General features: G+C 44.4%; 17 protein-coding genes. 4 read left to right on the top strand and 13 right to left on the bottom strand.

Going from position 1 to position 14,477, the window contains the following annotated elements; genetic code table 11:
* Position 1 precedes the first annotated feature (1 nt).
* The 9 genes from E2L07_RS01990 to ilvA all read right to left on the bottom strand — a co-directional run bounded on the left by E2L07_RS01990 (position 2) and on the right by ilvA (position 6,443).
* Positions 2-214 carry a hypothetical protein gene (locus E2L07_RS01990; protein WP_134228700.1) on the bottom strand — a complete coding sequence of 71 codons (213 nt, stop codon included), beginning with the start codon at positions 212-214 and terminating at the stop codon, positions 2-4.
* Positions 215-281: 67 nt separating this feature from the next.
* Positions 282-1,424: a conserved virulence factor C family protein gene (locus E2L07_RS01985; protein ID WP_010897879.1), complete on the bottom strand. Its 1,143-nt coding sequence runs from the start codon at positions 1,422-1,424 to the stop codon at positions 282-284.
* Positions 1,425-1,451: 27 nt separating this feature from the next.
* Positions 1,452-1,868 (bottom strand): TlpA disulfide reductase family protein, encoded by a 417-nt coding sequence (locus E2L07_RS01980; protein WP_041820511.1) that lies wholly within the window; start codon positions 1,866-1,868, stop codon positions 1,452-1,454.
* Positions 1,869-1,884: 16 nt separating this feature from the next.
* Positions 1,885-2,319 (bottom strand): BrxA/BrxB family bacilliredoxin, encoded by a 435-nt coding sequence (locus tag E2L07_RS01975; RefSeq protein WP_010897877.1) that lies wholly within the window; start codon positions 2,317-2,319, stop codon positions 1,885-1,887.
* Between the two features lie 6 nt (positions 2,320-2,325).
* Entirely contained in the window at positions 2,326-2,664 is a 339-nt protein-coding gene (locus E2L07_RS01970) for a thioredoxin family protein (protein ID WP_010897876.1), read from the bottom strand.
* Positions 2,665-2,802: 138 nt separating this feature from the next.
* Positions 2,803-3,063: a YtzC family protein gene (locus E2L07_RS01965; protein ID WP_010897875.1), complete on the bottom strand. Its 261-nt coding sequence runs from the start codon at positions 3,061-3,063 to the stop codon at positions 2,803-2,805.
* Between the two features lie 57 nt (positions 3,064-3,120).
* Positions 3,121-4,050 carry a ribonuclease Z gene (rnz, locus tag E2L07_RS01960; RefSeq protein ID WP_134228698.1) on the bottom strand — a complete coding sequence of 310 codons (930 nt, stop codon included), beginning with the start codon at positions 4,048-4,050 and terminating at the stop codon, positions 3,121-3,123.
* Between the two features lie 49 nt (positions 4,051-4,099).
* Positions 4,100-4,996: a chemotaxis protein gene (locus E2L07_RS01955; RefSeq protein WP_010897873.1), complete on the bottom strand. Its 897-nt coding sequence runs from the start codon at positions 4,994-4,996 to the stop codon at positions 4,100-4,102.
* Between the two features lie 199 nt (positions 4,997-5,195).
* Complete coding sequence (gene ilvA, locus E2L07_RS01950; protein WP_134228697.1) at positions 5,196-6,443, bottom strand: threonine ammonia-lyase IlvA; 1,248 nt, start codon at positions 6,441-6,443, stop codon at positions 5,196-5,198.
* Between the two features lie 270 nt (positions 6,444-6,713).
* On the opposite strand from ilvA, the gene E2L07_RS01945 reads away from it, so the two are divergent.
* Together E2L07_RS01945 and E2L07_RS01940 are read left to right on the top strand one after the other, a co-directional pair.
* Complete coding sequence (locus tag E2L07_RS01945) at positions 6,714-6,920, top strand: hypothetical protein (protein ID WP_134228696.1); 207 nt, start codon at positions 6,714-6,716, stop codon at positions 6,918-6,920.
* 253 nt (positions 6,921-7,173) lie between these two features.
* Positions 7,174-7,785 (top strand): trimeric intracellular cation channel family protein, encoded by a 612-nt coding sequence (locus E2L07_RS01940; RefSeq protein ID WP_010897870.1) that lies wholly within the window; start codon positions 7,174-7,176, stop codon positions 7,783-7,785.
* 65 nt (positions 7,786-7,850) lie between these two features.
* Here E2L07_RS01940 and E2L07_RS01935 read toward each other — a convergent pair whose 3' ends face one another.
* The 4 genes from E2L07_RS01935 to E2L07_RS01920 form a co-directional block, all read right to left on the bottom strand.
* On the bottom strand, positions 7,851-8,702 hold the full coding sequence (locus E2L07_RS01935) for a sulfurtransferase (protein ID WP_010897869.1): 852 nt from the start codon (positions 8,700-8,702) through the stop codon (positions 7,851-7,853).
* Positions 8,699-9,094: a YppE family protein gene (locus E2L07_RS01930; RefSeq protein WP_010897868.1), complete on the bottom strand. Its 396-nt coding sequence runs from the start codon at positions 9,092-9,094 to the stop codon at positions 8,699-8,701. The genes E2L07_RS01935 and E2L07_RS01930 overlap by 4 nt, the downstream gene beginning before the upstream one ends.
* 59 nt (positions 9,095-9,153) lie before the next feature.
* A complete protein-coding gene (gene racA, locus E2L07_RS01925; protein ID WP_010897867.1) occupies positions 9,154-9,678 on the bottom strand; it encodes a chromosome-anchoring protein RacA in 525 nt (174 codons plus the stop codon).
* A 359-nt stretch (positions 9,679-10,037) separates the two neighbouring features.
* On the bottom strand, positions 10,038-11,021 hold the full coding sequence (locus E2L07_RS01920) for a DUF2515 domain-containing protein (RefSeq protein WP_134228694.1): 984 nt from the start codon (positions 11,019-11,021) through the stop codon (positions 10,038-10,040).
* Between the two features lie 150 nt (positions 11,022-11,171).
* Between E2L07_RS01920 and recU the strand changes: the two genes are divergently transcribed.
* Both recU and E2L07_RS01910 read left to right on the top strand, forming a co-directional pair.
* Entirely contained in the window at positions 11,172-11,771 is a 600-nt protein-coding gene (gene recU, locus E2L07_RS01915) for a Holliday junction resolvase RecU (RefSeq protein ID WP_134228693.1), read from the top strand.
* 27 nt (positions 11,772-11,798) lie between these two features.
* The gene (locus tag E2L07_RS01910) at positions 11,799-14,459 is read left to right on the top strand and encodes a penicillin-binding protein 1A (RefSeq protein WP_134228692.1); all 2,661 of its coding nucleotides are present in this window, start codon (positions 11,799-11,801) and stop codon (positions 14,457-14,459) included.
* Positions 14,460-14,477 lie beyond the last annotated feature (18 nt).

Here is a 14,477-nt window from a genome sequence, read left to right as displayed (position 1 = left end):
TTTATTCATCTTCATCTTTGACGTAAATGAGCTCGACCCCTAATGATTGAAGAAGTGACAATACCTCTTTGTTTAAATGCTCATCGCGCAAGAGGCCTAGTGACTCAACAAGTTCCAGCTCCTCTAATTCACCTTTCTCAGCATCTTCTAAAAGCTCAATTACATCATCAAGCCCCTCTTTTTGGAGCCGATCTAGAATATGTTCTTTGTCCATGTGAATCCTCCCTTTCGTATCGTTTGTGAAAAACGACGCCCGTGTGTGGCGCCGCTTCGATGACTCGTTATTCGTTCTTTCCTTTTGCCATCTCTTCTGTCATCTGCTTCCAGACTGAGCCTTTTGCTTCTTCACCACCGACAATGCGCTCTAACGCCATTTTAACTTGCATCGCTACTTCGAATTCTGGGTCATCCTCCGCCAGCCGCAAAGCATCAATGGCTGTCTCATCTCCAACCTCATATAGAAACATGGCGGCTCTCCAGCGAACAAGCTTGTTTTTATCCTTCAACGCTTCAATCATCGCAGGAATCGCTGCAGGGTCACCAATATCAGACATACAGTCACCAGCCGTGCGTCTCACCGTAACAGAAGGGTCCTTCAATGCTTTTTCAAGTAAAGGAAGCACAACCGGTTTTTCAATCATTCCAAGGTAGACGGTCGCTAACCTGCGAATCGACGCTTTTTCATCCTGTAGCGCTTTTTCTAGGACTGGGAGATCTTCTTCAGTTGGATCCATTTTGTCGAGGGCTGCATAGCGATCGCGCCAGTCGTCTTGCTCCATGTCCGCTAATGTTACTTTGCGAAACCGCTCCTCGGTTTGCTCTTGCGTTTTATCGACCAGACCTTTCGCGATGTTCACTAAACGATCAAGCCGCTCTTGAGAGAAGGCAGCTGATACTTCCTCCGCTACATCCTTCGCCACATCAGCCAATTCCCCATAACGGACTCCTTGCTCTACCCATTTACGCTCGAGAACGACGTTATCATCTGGCTGTTGGGCGGCAAATGCTGCATTCGCAAACCGCTCCGGTAGGCCTTCTCTCACTTCTTCTTCCCCATTTGACAATTTTATTTGCATCGGGATGCCTTTAAATAGTTGTAAAAATACTTGGACTTCCCCGTAGCCTTCTTGAACTTCTGGCTTTTCTTTTTGTGGCCCGTCACCTGTTTCATCACCGAAAACGGCACGTACCTTTGGCAGGATCACTTTCCAGTCGACTTTTGCATTTCGCTCGATCGCTAAGAAGTCGGCCACGTGGTATACCCCTTTAACGCCTTCAATCTCAAATAGCTTTTGAATAAAAGGAGGGGCCTCCTCTTTATTTTTTAACGTGTAATTATTGCTTTTTCCTTGTGGTAACGTTTGATCAAGGGTTAATTTCATCGTATTTGGACTAGGTGTTGGTTCAATTGATTGAATGTTCATGTTCTCTCGGCTCCCTTCTTAATCCCATTACAAGAGCGTTGACAATCCTTGCATGATCTCCATAAATGCTGCTCTATCTGAATAGCGGTACTTTATGTTTAGCTCTTCATCTAGCAAAAATGTTGTCGGTACGCCCATACAGCGATACTGGTCATATACGGTCGTCCCTTCATCTAACAAAATCGTAAAATCATAACCATGCTCTTTTGCATAGGCTATCCCATCGCCTGATCTTCCCTCACGACCTGTGACGTTAATCGTCAGAAACGCCAATTTTGCCTTATCCATTTGTTTATAGAGCTCCCACTTTTGCTCTAAATCTCGCTGCGAATCTGGGCACCACGAAGCCCAAAACGTGAGCATAACCACTTGTCCTTTGACGTCCTCTAGACGAAGGATGTTTCCTGTCTGACCATCTTTTAAAGAAAACAGCGGTGCTTTCATAGCGGTCACACACCGATTATTCGCAATGTTCGTTGTACGCCATAGCCAGACGACGGATGAGAGCTTCTGGCTCCGCCCCTTCAATCTCTTCCCGTGGGATAAAATGGACAAGCTCTTTTCCTTTAAATAGGGCCATCGATGGTGAGGATGGTGGATTTGGCGCAAGGTATTCTCTCATTTTAGCGGTTGCTTCTTTCTCTTGACCCGCAAAAACGGTCACAAGATGATCTGGATGCTTATCGTGAGCAAGAGAAGTAACTGCCGCCGGACGGGCTAGCCCTGCCGCACAGCCACAGACGGAATTAATGACAACGAGGGTCGTGCCTTCAGCCGATTCCATATATTGCTCAACCTCTTCAGGTGTTAATAACTCCTTAAATCCGCGTTCGGTTAATTCTCTTCTCATCGGTTCAACCACTTGACGCATATAATCTTCATAATGCATAGACATGACGTTTTAATCCCCTTTCGTTTGGTCGAGTCGAAACGATTTATGTAATCGCTCCACAACCGTGTACGGTTTTAGTTTCGTATATAAATGTTCTAACGAGCGAAATGCGTACAATCTCTCCGCTTCACGCTCTTCTTGAAAAATAATCAAGCAAGGAATGCTCGTTACTTTGAGAGAGTGAGCTAGCGCTATCTCTTCATTAATATTTACTTCCCTAATCTCAAAATGAGGAAACGTTTCTTCCATCACTTTGATCATCCGCTTTGCCACTTTGCACGTCCCACATAACGGTGAGTGAAAGTATACCCCATGCGTGTTAGCAGCTGCAGGTGCCTTGCTTCCCACTAGCACGAAACCTCCTCATCTCGCCACATTCATGCTTCCCCTCATATTGTAACAAAAAGCTTATGAAGAACCTACCATTTTACACGGAAAGATGGCTAAAACGGAAAAGGAACGGGTTTTAAACCGCTCCCTGCTCATTTATCGCTTTAAGATCATTCGGTTTTCGAGCTGTCGAATTTGCCGCACCGCTCGTTCGAGTTCCTCTTTTTGCTCTGGTGTAGCTGATTTGACAATCCCTTCGAGCTCCTGATTTAACTGCTCTAAGCGAAGTTGGGCTTCATGGTAGGCGACATCGTCGTATGCGCCCACCCGCAAACCGTCTTCAAATTGCTCTTCGACTTCTGATAACGTTTGGTCCACTTTTTCCAACATGTTAAAAAAGTGTTCACGCACCGTCATAGTTAGACACTCCTTCGTACTTGGGAATGCCCTTACTATACCCTGTTATCTTGCCATTTATCCCTTTGCAACCGGCAGGTGAAACACGTAAAAATCATGGGCTACAACTGCATTCGCAAACGCATTTTGCGCTTTCTTTTGCAGTTCATCACTCATATCATGGTAACGGGAGCTAATGTGGGTAAGAATTAGATGATCCACATTCGCCTGCTTTGCTAATTGAATTGCGTCAGCCATCGTAGAATGTCCATACTCGTGGGCATGCCCCTTTTTATCGTCTAAAAAGGTCGCTTCATGAATAAGAACATTGACGTTCTTAGCAAACGGGATTAACTCTTTGACTGGCCGCGTATCGCCCGCAAGCACAAATGATCGCCCCCGTTTTGGTGGACCTAAAAAAGCGTTCGCTTCCAAGCGTTCACCAGTTGGCAGTTCAACGGTTTCCCCTTGTTGAATTTTCCGGTAAACCGGTCCAGGTGGCACACCTTTTGCTTTTAACCGATCGACGAGCAGTTCGCCGGGACGGTCATCTTCTGTCACTTTAAACGCATAGCAAGGCATGACATGATCGAGAAGAATTGTTTCGACCTTGAACCCTTCCTCATGAAACAACAGACCAGGCTCTGAAAACTCCTCAATGGTCAGTTCATACTTCACATGGGTATTTGATACTTGTAGAGCCGTTTCCACGAAGGATCGTATACCTTTAGGTCCATAGAGGAACAGCGGGTTCTCTCCCCCTTGAAACGAACGGGAGCCGAGCAAACCCGGCAAGCCAAAAATATGATCCCCGTGTAAATGGGTAATAAAGATTCGCTCAATTTTTCCTAATGCGATCGAGGAACGCAAAATTTGGTGCTGTGTCGCCTCACCACAATCAAATAACCACTGCTTGCCACGTTGCTGTAAAAACCGTACAGCACACGCGCTCACATTGCGCTCAATGGAAGGAACGCCTGACCCTGTTCCAAAAAAATGAAATTCCATCGCCTACATCCTTTATATGTATTTCAAACTTCTACTCCATGTACTGTTATTATACATGTAATAGCTCATCAATCAACTTTACCAATTGGGCGATTTCAGGCTTGCTGATTTGTCCATCTGCTCCAACCGATTCCCCTTGAAAATAAATGTCCTTCGTGATGAGTGATGAGAAAATAACGACTGGAACGTTGCCCATAACTTCATCTTGCTTTATTTTCTTCGTTAAATGAAGGCCGTCCATTTGTGGCATTTCCACATCTGTAATGACGAGATCAACATTGTCAAACAGCGTGCCTTCCTCTTTTTCATGGTTTAGATACGCAAATGCTTCTTCGCCATTTTCGAAAAAGGTAAGCTTTTCATAGCCTGCAGCCGTAAGAGTATCATGTAACAATTTCCGAAGCATGACAGAATCTTCAGCAATAACTAGTTTTTTAGTGCTGCGGTTTTTGTTCTCAAGCCCTTCTATTTGGCGAGGGTGGATTCCTGTTTCTGGATTGATGTCAACAACGATTTTTTCGAAGTCAAGTAAGAGGATAAGCTTGTCATCGACTTTAACGACCCCTGTTACGAGCCCCTCTAGTCCTTGAGAAAGATCGGTCGGCTTTTCAATATCGCTCCATGAAATCCGGTGGATGTTCGAGACTTTTTCAACGCGAAATGCGACCTTCATCCGGTTAAGCTCACCGACAATAAATTTATCTTCAGTCGCCTCTTCTGCTCGCAGTTCTCCTAGCACTTTATATAGGTCTACAAGGCTAAGCACTTCATCTCGGAGTCGGATAAGCCCTTCCACGTGGGGATGGCTATTCGGAACAGATGTTACAGGAATCGGTTGAATGATTTCCCGCACTTTCATGACATTCATGGCGAAGGTTTCTTTTCCTACTGTAAAGATGATGATTTCTAGTTCGTTCGTTCCTGTCTGTAATAAGTCTTGACTCATGTTCAATCTCCCCTTCACATACGTGTTCACTCTTTTTATCGTCCTTTTTCCGTCATTTTGAAGAAACGAATGATCGATAGCGATTGAAACCCTCATTTTTATTCAATCCTGCGTTATCTAAACACTAGGTAATAAACGGAATTTTTCTTTACTTACGAAAAAAACGCCTCGAATTATGACCGAAGCGTCTTTTCCCCTGTCAAATTAACAGGTTAAACAAACTCTCATTTTTATTAATTTCACGATATTCAAAGCCTTTTTTGTTGAGACGATCCATTAAACGATGATAGTCCTCATCACATTTCAGCTCAATCCCTATTAATACGGGGCCATTTGATTTATTGTTTTTCTTTGTATATTCAAACCGAGTGATGTCATCATCTGGACCGAGAACATCAAGAATGAATTCTTTCAATGCCCCAGCTCGTTGCGGAAATTGGATGATAAAGTAATGCTGTAATCCTTCATAGATCAATGAGCGTTCCCTCATTTCCTGCATCCGGCCAATATCGTTGTTTCCACCACTTAACACACAGACGACCGTCTTTCCTTTGATCTCGTCTTTAAAAAAGTCGAGTGCAGCAATCGGCATCGCCCCTGCAGGCTCCGCTACGATCGCATCTTGATTGTAGAGGTTAAGGATGGTTGTACATATTTTTCCCTCAGGTACTAGAACAATATCTTCCAGAATTTTTCGGCAAATTTCAAAAGGAATTTCTCCGACCTTTTTTACGGCTGCGCCGTCGACAAATTTGTCGATTTTTTCAAGCTCGATAACCTTCCCTTGCTTAAGTGATTCCTTCATGGCTGGCGCTCCGGCCGGTTCACATCCGATCACTTTCGTCCGCGGGCTAATGCTTTTAATGTATGTTCCAACACCACTAATAAGGCCGCCTCCACCAATCGAACAGAACAAGTAATCAATGTTGTCGTCAATATCGTTCATGATTTCCATCCCAACGGTTCCTTGACCTGCAACAATCTTTTCTTGATCGAATGGATGGATAAAGGTCATTTTATGCTTTATTCCGTACTCTTTCGCTTCGTTAAAAGAGTCATCGAACGTATCCCCTGTTAATATGACCTCCACATATTCCTTACCGAAGAATTTGACTTGGTCTACTTTTTGCCGTGGCGTCGTCGTCGGCATAAAAATTTTCCCCGGAATTTGCAACGTGTGACAGGAATACGCAACACCTTGTGCGTGATTTCCTGCACTGGCACAGACGACCCCGTTGTTTAATTCCTCTTTCGAAATGCTGGAAATTTGATGGAACGCGCCGCGGATTTTGAACGAGCGAACCACTTGCATGTCCTCCCGTTTTAAATAAACGTTGCACTCATAGCGCTCAGAGAGTACTTGGTTTTTTTGCAAAGGGGTATGGACAACGACATCTTTTAACGTCTGGTTAGCAATAATGATATCTTCAATTTGAATCTTTCCCATGTTCGGTTATCCTTTCCATCACTATACAGCCTTAATCTTTTTTTCGAGTTTCCTTACAATATCATCATCTTAACATACGGACTGTTATTTGCGAACCCTTGGAAGCGGATCGTCTGCTTTACTGATTTGAAAAAGCGTTTTCACAAGCTTGTAACTGAATGGAGTTGATTATTGCGAGTTAGAAAATTATAATAGAGACGATACGTACATAATGACCATTCCCGTTGCTAGCAGAAAATGAGCAACGGATCGTGGGGAGGTTAGTGATACATGGCAAAATGGTTAGCTTTGGTTCCTGCATTTGTTTTTACATTTTTGCTCGTACCGGTTTCGACTGTGCTTGCTGCAGGTGATGGCGGTCACGGAGAAGAAGAAGCAGCGGCTGCAGAACCGACAATTTTAACACCTGTCTTAATGGGGTTGTCCTTTGTGACAATCATTGTCATGATCTTTTACATGTTTAGAGATAATGGGTAATCGAACGGAAAGATCGGCGGACAACGTCGATCTTTTTTTACATTTACACGTATGAAACTTTCGTTTGTATAAGTGCCAGTATGGCTCGGAATCGCCGAATCTTCTTTAAATGTTCAGACACATAGCGGCAGCTAGTAAATGCCCAGCACTCTGCTCCTCGGTAATCGTTTCCTTGCCTAATATCCCCCCTTCATTCAACAACGAAGCTATGGTATAGTGTGTTTGCTGTAATCACGGAAAAGGAGAACAACATATGGCTTGGGACGTGTTAAATGTCATCGGGACGATCGCGTTTGCATTAAGCGGTGTCATCGTCGCAATGGAAGAAGATTTTGACCTAATGGGTGTCTACATCTTAGGATTTGTCACCGCTTTTGGCGGAGGTGCAATCCGCAACTTGTTGATCGGCGTCCCTGTCTCTGCTCTTTGGGAGCAAGGAACGTTATTTACGATCGCCTTCATTGTGATGACGATTGCCTTCTTCCTGCCGAACTTATGGATTAACCATTGGCTAAAGTTCGGACTGCTATTTGACGCCATCGGCCTTGCAGCGTTTGCGATTCAAGGTGCACTATTTGCGACGAGCATGGATCATCCATTAAGTGCCGTCATCGTCGCTGCTGCTCTCACGGGAGCTGGTGGGGGAATTGTTCGCGATATGCTTGCTCGCCGAAAGCCACTCGTTTTGTCAAAAGAAATTTACATTGGCTGGGCGATGCTCGCAGGTGCGGCGATCGGACTAAACATCGTTTCCGGACCAATCGGGATCGGCTTTCTTATAATATTAGTCGTTTTCTTACGAATGCTATCCGTTCACTACAATTGGTGCTTACCCCACCGCAAAATTGAGCACCGCACCTCTTAAATGCCAGAAGCGATTGCATCTCTCTTATCCTTATATTAAAGAAGTAAAAAAGAACACGCGACCGTTCACTTGTCACGTGTTCTTTCCCCTTCCTCACCCGTAGCAATTTCACTTTCATCGTGCGAAATCCAATCGCTCCAGCTACCGACGTATAAGCGTACACGTTTATACCCGAGCTCCTCAAGGGTTAATACATTCGGACAAGCTGTTACACCTGACCCGCAATAGACAATGACCTCATCCTCTTTCGGAAGATCAGCAAATCTCTCCGCCTGCTCCTTTGCGCTCTTTCGCTTCTTCCCGTTCAAGCCGTCCTGCCAAAAACGATTTTTAGCGTTCGGTATGTGGCCTTTCTTCTTATCAATCGGCTCCACCTTTCCAAGAAAGCGTGCAGGCTCTCTTGCATCAATTAGATGAACAGCTGGGTCGGACAGGTTCTGTTTTACGTACGTATAGGTCGCGAGGCGCTCCGGCTTCACTTTAACATCCATCGTTGTTTTTGCATACATAGGGATATTTCGATCCACGGGATAACCCACCGCTTGCCATTCGGAGAACGAGCCATCTAAAACATAGACATTCTCGTGGCCGAGATAGCGAAGCAGCCACCAAAAGCGTGAAGCGAATGGTCCTCCCTCATCATCGTAGGCAACCACTGTCGTCTCATGATCAATACCTGCCGCCTCTACTTTTTCTAAAAACGTATCCACCTCTGGGAGAGGGTGTCTCCCACCATGGTCTTGGACCGTGCCTGACAAATCGTGCACGAGGTCAAAATAAACCGCCCCTTGTATATGTCCGTCCTGATAACGGCGTAAACCATCTGCAGAATCCTGTAAGGAAAAGCGACAATCGACGACCTTTACCCCCTCAAGGTGCTCCGATAACCAGTCTAGTGATACAGTATACTGTTTCAATGTGCCTTCCCCTTTCTCGTGACACGAACTTGTTCTTCTAATTGTTCTAGTATGAAATCAATGGATTTAATCATTTCGACAAATCGTTTTTTTCCCGTCTTCGGAAAGAACGATTGAACCGAAATGATCTCCAGATTTTCAACTGTATTTTCCACCTGTAAAGGGTAGACGTAATCTGGTTCATATTGTTTCACGTAACGAAGAGCGAGGGGCTTCCATTCATCACTTTTTTCTTTTACTGAATCGGCAAATGGCTTTACTTGCCCATAAAAATCTGGCTCATACGATTCATCCCCTCGAACCGTATGGATATAGTGATGATAAGCTTCATTATTTTGTTTTCGAAGTTGGCTTGTTAGCTTTTCAAGTTGCTCCAAATCTTCCCTATTCATTCCTGCCACCCCCATCTCATATTGTAGCAAAGGTTGCGGGAACTAGGAAGAATCGAACGTTAAAAGCTAAAGAGTCGCATGAACGAACGTTTTCGCTTCGGGACGTCGCCAGCTGCCAATGGAAATTCTTCTTGCTGTTTTTCTAGCTGCTCTTCCACTTTTGCCATTCGTAATTCAAGTGATTGAAGCGTTTTAAACATTTCATCGATTTCCGCTCGGTGTTTTAAAATTTGATAGCTCACGACATCGTCCGCTTTCTGTGAGAGCTGCTTTTCTAGCTCCGCTATTTTTTCCATGAATTGTTTCGTCCGCTGTTCGTATTGTTCCGTGGCTACCATCGGTTGCGTCTCAGGCTTTTGAATGAGCTGCTCATTCTCTTCAATCACTACATCTCTCATCTTTTTTCCTGACTTAAGCTGGTTTTGAATGGCTTTCAACACGGTGAGATGTTCTTTTTCAAACAGCAAATGTCCGTGTTCATTTGTCTCACATTGGATTCCGAAAAACTTCACCCATCGTTGCACTGTCGTTGGATTAACCCCAAGCTGTTCAGAAACTTCTTTCGTCTTCCACTGTACTGCCATAAAAAAATCCCTCCTACAAACAATTCGTTGCTAAATTTATTCTTAATGAACAGGCAGATCCCTGTCTCGTTGACAAAACTAGTAATCATTCGGCAAAGAAAGTGGGAATCGACGAATGTACGTAAAGAAATTGAGGATTTTCCGCATCTTTGTTTGTTTTTGTCAGAAAGGCTCATACTAACACCAACCTTAGGACTGGAGGTGAAGGAGATGGCTCAGCGCCAAACAGGACAACGTCAGGATAAAGCACCGGATTCCCAACAGAACAAACAAGCTCCCGGATACGGTGATAAAAAATTGACAGGACCAAATCGACCAGCAGAGTAAAAACAAGCCCCTTTTTAAGCCAGCTGATAGGCTTAATGGGGGCTTGTTTCATAAGGGATTACATGCCTTAGTTTCTTTTTAACAGAATAAAGAAGAAACAGCTCGGTCTGTTTTTTCTTCACCCACGGCATATGGTCAATAGGTTTCGTGACCCCAATCGGCGCCATCCATTTATTGAGATCTTTCACTGTCGCATTCCATCTGCTTGAAGTGGCCGATTGATGGGAGATGATTGGATACGTGAGTCGTAGAAGTGGGCTCGTATTGCCTGAATTCCATGAACCGTAGCGTAAATAGTCACCGCGAGACCCTGTATGCTCCGTTGAAAAAGCAAAGGCCGCAACGCCTGAATAAACTTCAGGATGAAACAATAGTCCCGCCAACTTCTTCCCTAACCAGATTCGCGCATCAACCTTTTGAAATTGGCGAGTATAAAGACCGAATAACGACCCATCCTTCGTTGGCAATAAGACATGTCCGAAGTGTCCAAGCTCCTGTAAATAGAAGGGAAGACGACGAAAGACCGCTTTCTTAAGCGAAGGTTCTTCAATGACCGGTTTTTGTATCACATTTTGTTCGTTTATGATGAGCGCTGCACAGAGACGATCCATGTTTCCTTGTCGCCAAAAATGTCTCCACTCTTTCATCATGAAAGGTGACACTTGAAACTCTTTTAACCAATGAAAAAAAGGTTGCCCCCACCGTTTTGACCATTCATAAATCATTAATTGCGGATAAGCATCGCGGAAAATCGCCCAGTTGGCTCGTTCGTATGTAAGAAATAATTGCTTTCGGATCAACGGATTTAAAAGAAATTGAAACCATTTGCTTTCTAAATCCGTCATATGATAGCCAGCATTTCGCGACACCATACTAGCTAAAAACGCCCAGCGAATTTCAGGATACTTTTGAAAAAAGCGTTGATAAGCCATCGTCCGGCTCACATTATCAGCGTTCAAGTATTCCGTTTCTTCGCGAATGACACGGATGATCCAATCTTTGCAGCATGAATTCATCGGCTTCTCCTTTTTTCGCCATAAAGTTTCAAGATTATCGACAAGATTTGCCGATTAAATGTGATAGAATATATAAGATTGATGGTCTTAGTGTGTGCATATAGCCATCATTTCATGCATGAAGCTGTTTCAGAAAGGTTGGTGATCCTTTTGACGATTCGTTATCCGAACGGAAGACCGTTTCAGCCGGCTAAAGCTTCTTCGACTCATAAACGAAAAAAAATCGATTATAGCAATCGCGGCATGACGCTCGAATCCGACATTAACGAAACAAACAGCTACTATTTAACCCATGGCCGAGCGGTTATCCATAAAAAGCCGACGCCTGTTCAAATCGTCAACGTCGATTATCCAAAGCGAAGTGCGGCTGTCATCAAAGAAGCCTACTTTAAACAGCCGTCAACAACGGATTACAACGGTGTATACCGCGGAAAGTATCTTGATTTCGAAGCGAAAGAAACACGGAATAAAACATCCTTTCCGATTCAAAACTTTCATGAGCATCAAATGGAACATATGAAAAAAGTGCTCGCCCAAGATGGGATCTGCTTTGTTATCGTAAGATTTACAACGTTTGATGAAACCTATCTTCTCGACGCGTCCCATGTTATAAAGGCTTTTGAAACGAAAGAAACGAAGCGGAAATCCATTCCAAAGTCCTATATTGACAGTTACGGACATTTAATTAAAATAGGATATCATCCACGTGTTGATTATTTACATGTGGTTGATCAAGTGTACTTCTCATAAGTTTTTAGGAGAAAGGGAGAGTCAATCATGTCAAATGAAGCAAATACAAGACAAGGGCGGCGACAAGCGAAAAAGAAAAAGAACGATCGCCGCAAGCCGAAAAGAGGAATATTGAAAAAGCTGTTTATTGCGTTTATCCTTCTTTTTGGAGCGATCATGCTTGCAGGCGGTATTACCGTCTTTGCCATCATCGCACAATCGCCGGAAATTGATCCTGAAAAGCTTCAATTTCCACAAGGAGCGCAAATTTTTGATCAATCAGATGAGTTTGTTTCCCAATTAGACACATCTGAGCGCCGAATCCTAGTCAACTATCAAGACATTCCAGAGGAGCTTGAGGAAGCATTCATCTCCGTCGAGGACGTTCGATTCCGCGATCACTTCGGGATTGACCTTCGCCGTATTGGTGGAGCGATCGCTGCGAACATTACGAGCGGCTTTGGCGCTGAAGGGGCTAGTACGATCACCCAGCAGCTCGTCAAAAACGTTTTTTTAACGAACGAAAAATCACTTACACGTAAAATTCAGGAACAATATTTAGCGGTTAAGCTCGAACAACAATATTCGAAAAACCAAATTCTTGAGATGTATTTAAATCAAATCTATCTCGGACAAGGGGTATACGGGGTGGAGCAAGCGTCTCAATATTATTTCGGGAAATCGATCACAGACGACTCGTTCTCCCTTGCTGATGCAGCTTTGCTTGCAGCGATTCCGCGTCGGCCAAGCTTTTATGACCCGGTCGTCAACCCTGAAAACGCAGAAAGCCGTCGGAACCTTGTCATCTCGATGATGGAGGATCAAGGAAAAATTACAGCAGAGGAAGCTGAAGCGGCTCGTTCGATTCCGATTGCTGAACAGTTAAACGTTCAAGAGCGAGAATCTTATCCATTTGAAGCCTTTTATAACCAAGTGCATAAAGAAGTCGAGGAAATGGAAGGCATCAGCGTTAACGATTTGTACAATGCAGGTCTTAAAATCTACACTACGCTCGACACAGAAGCGCAGCAACACGTAGAAAAAGTCTTGCAAACCGATGAGTTTATTCAAACGTATCCGAACAAAGAAGACTTCCAAGCGGGTATTACCCTCGTGGACACACAAACAGGTGAAATTAAAGCGATCGGTAGCGGTCGTGAAAATACAAATGTGCAACGTGGATTTAACTACGCAACCGATATTAAACGTCAGCCAGGTTCTACAATTAAGCCGATTCTTGACTATGGGCCAGTGATTGAGTATTTACAATGGTCGACTGGTCGAATCATTAAAGACGAACCGCATCAGTACAGTAATGGAGTGGAATTTAAAAACTTTGATGGCGCGTATAAAGGAAACATGACGATGCGACAGGCGCTCGCTGAATCACGCAATGTTCCTGCGATTAAAGCATTGCAGGAAGTAGGCGTTGAGCGCGCAGCAGAATTTGCTGAAAGCATCGGCGTCGAAATCGATCAAAAGCCAATGCATGAATCCTATGGGTTAGGCGGGTTTAACACAGGCGTATCGACCCTTGATATGGCTGGTGCTTATGCGGCGTTTGGTAACGGAGGAAAATATATCGAACCACACACTGTTCGTAAAATTGAATTCCCTGACGGCCGCGTCATTGACACTACGCCAGAATCAACACAGGCGATGAGCGATTATACGGCCTATATGATCTCTGACATGTTGAAAACAGCTGTTGAATCAGGAACAGGTACAGTCGCAAGTATTCCAGGTCTTCCTCTCGCAGGTAAGACGGGGACAACGAACTTTGATCGAGAGATCCAGCAAAAATATGGCCTCCCTAGTGGAGCTGTTCCAGACCGTTGGTTTGCAGGCTATACGACACGGTATACAGCTGCTGTTTGGACTGGATTCACTGAGTTCGGTGAGGAAAACTATTTACTAAGTCAAGAGGAACAACGGATCGCCATGCAGATATTTAAAGCTGTCATGGAAGAAGTATCAAGTAAAGTAGAAACCCCTGACTTTGAAATGCCGAACTCCGTTGTCCGTATTGGCATTGAAAAAAGCACGGGATTATTACCGAGCAGTCATACGCCTCAAAGCGAAATTGTTTACGAGCTATTCGTCCGTGGAACGGAACCGACCCGGGTGTCTGAACAATTTGATCGTCTGTCAGGACCATCAAACCTGACAGCAAACTACAATGAAGCAACAGGACAAATTATCGGTAGCTGGGAATATGATGCGTCTAAGCTCGATGAGGTATCCTTCCGTTTAGAAATGGCCGTTGGCGATGGTGGCTTTAACACGATCGACACGACCAAAGATATGCAATTTATCGTTGATGACGTAACCCCAGGCACGACCTATCGTTTCCGTGTCACTGCCGTCTCTGATAGCGATTCTAATGTGACAAGCAACTCTGCCGAAGTCAAAGTAACCGTTCCAAGCGGAGAAGAAGAAGAGCCAGATGAGGAAGAAATGACAGAGCCTGACGAGGAAGAGCAACAGGACGGCAACGAAGAAGAGGACCCTGATCAAGGAAATGATCAAAACAACGGAAATGAAGGTAACAACAACGGGAACGGCAATGGCAATGGCAATGGAAATAACAACCGTCCAGGTAATGACGGACGACCGAATGACAATGATGACGACAATGACGATGATGAAACAGATCCACCTGCTACGAACCCTCCAAACGATGAACAACAGGACGGAGAAACGGAATAGCGCGAAAAAACGGCTCGC

Origin of the sequence: Halalkalibacterium halodurans (genome assembly GCF_004376175.1) — a bacterium.
GTDB lineage: Bacteria > Bacillota > Bacilli > Bacillales > Bacillaceae_D > Halalkalibacterium > Halalkalibacterium halodurans.
The sequence above is the reverse complement of the archived record's forward strand: the minus strand, read 5'-3'. Positions and strand labels throughout refer to the sequence as shown.

Bases quoted from the DNA above. Each gene is read 5' to 3' on its own strand.
- E2L07_RS01990 (WP_134228700.1), bottom strand. From the start codon at position 214: ATGGACAAAGAACATATTCTAGATCGGCTCCAAAAAGAGGGGCTTGAT.
- E2L07_RS01985 (WP_010897879.1), bottom strand. From the start codon at position 1,424: ATGAACATTCAATCAATTGAACCAACACCTAGTCCAAATACGATGAAA.
- E2L07_RS01980 (WP_041820511.1), bottom strand. From the start codon at position 1,868: ATGAAAGCACCGCTGTTTTCTTTAAAAGATGGTCAGACAGGAAACATC.
- E2L07_RS01975 (WP_010897877.1), bottom strand. From the start codon at position 2,319: ATGTCTATGCATTATGAAGATTATATGCGTCAAGTGGTTGAACCGATG.
- E2L07_RS01965 (WP_010897875.1), bottom strand. From the start codon at position 3,063: ATGACGGTGCGTGAACACTTTTTTAACATGTTGGAAAAAGTGGACCAA.
- rnz (WP_134228698.1), bottom strand. From the start codon at position 4,050: ATGGAATTTCATTTTTTTGGAACAGGGTCAGGCGTTCCTTCCATTGAG.
- E2L07_RS01955 (WP_010897873.1), bottom strand. From the start codon at position 4,996: ATGAGTCAAGACTTATTACAGACAGGAACGAACGAACTAGAAATCATC.
- ilvA (WP_134228697.1), bottom strand. From the start codon at position 6,443: ATGGGAAAGATTCAAATTGAAGATATCATTATTGCTAACCAGACGTTA.
- E2L07_RS01945 (WP_134228696.1), top strand. From the start codon at position 6,714: ATGGCAAAATGGTTAGCTTTGGTTCCTGCATTTGTTTTTACATTTTTG.
- E2L07_RS01940 (WP_010897870.1), top strand. From the start codon at position 7,174: ATGGCTTGGGACGTGTTAAATGTCATCGGGACGATCGCGTTTGCATTA.
- E2L07_RS01930 (WP_010897868.1), bottom strand. From the start codon at position 9,094: ATGAATAGGGAAGATTTGGAGCAACTTGAAAAGCTAACAAGCCAACTT.
- racA (WP_010897867.1), bottom strand. From the start codon at position 9,678: ATGGCAGTACAGTGGAAGACGAAAGAAGTTTCTGAACAGCTTGGGGTT.
- E2L07_RS01920 (WP_134228694.1), bottom strand. From the start codon at position 11,021: ATGAATTCATGCTGCAAAGATTGGATCATCCGTGTCATTCGCGAAGAA.
- E2L07_RS01910 (WP_134228692.1), top strand. From the start codon at position 11,799: ATGTCAAATGAAGCAAATACAAGACAAGGGCGGCGACAAGCGAAAAAG.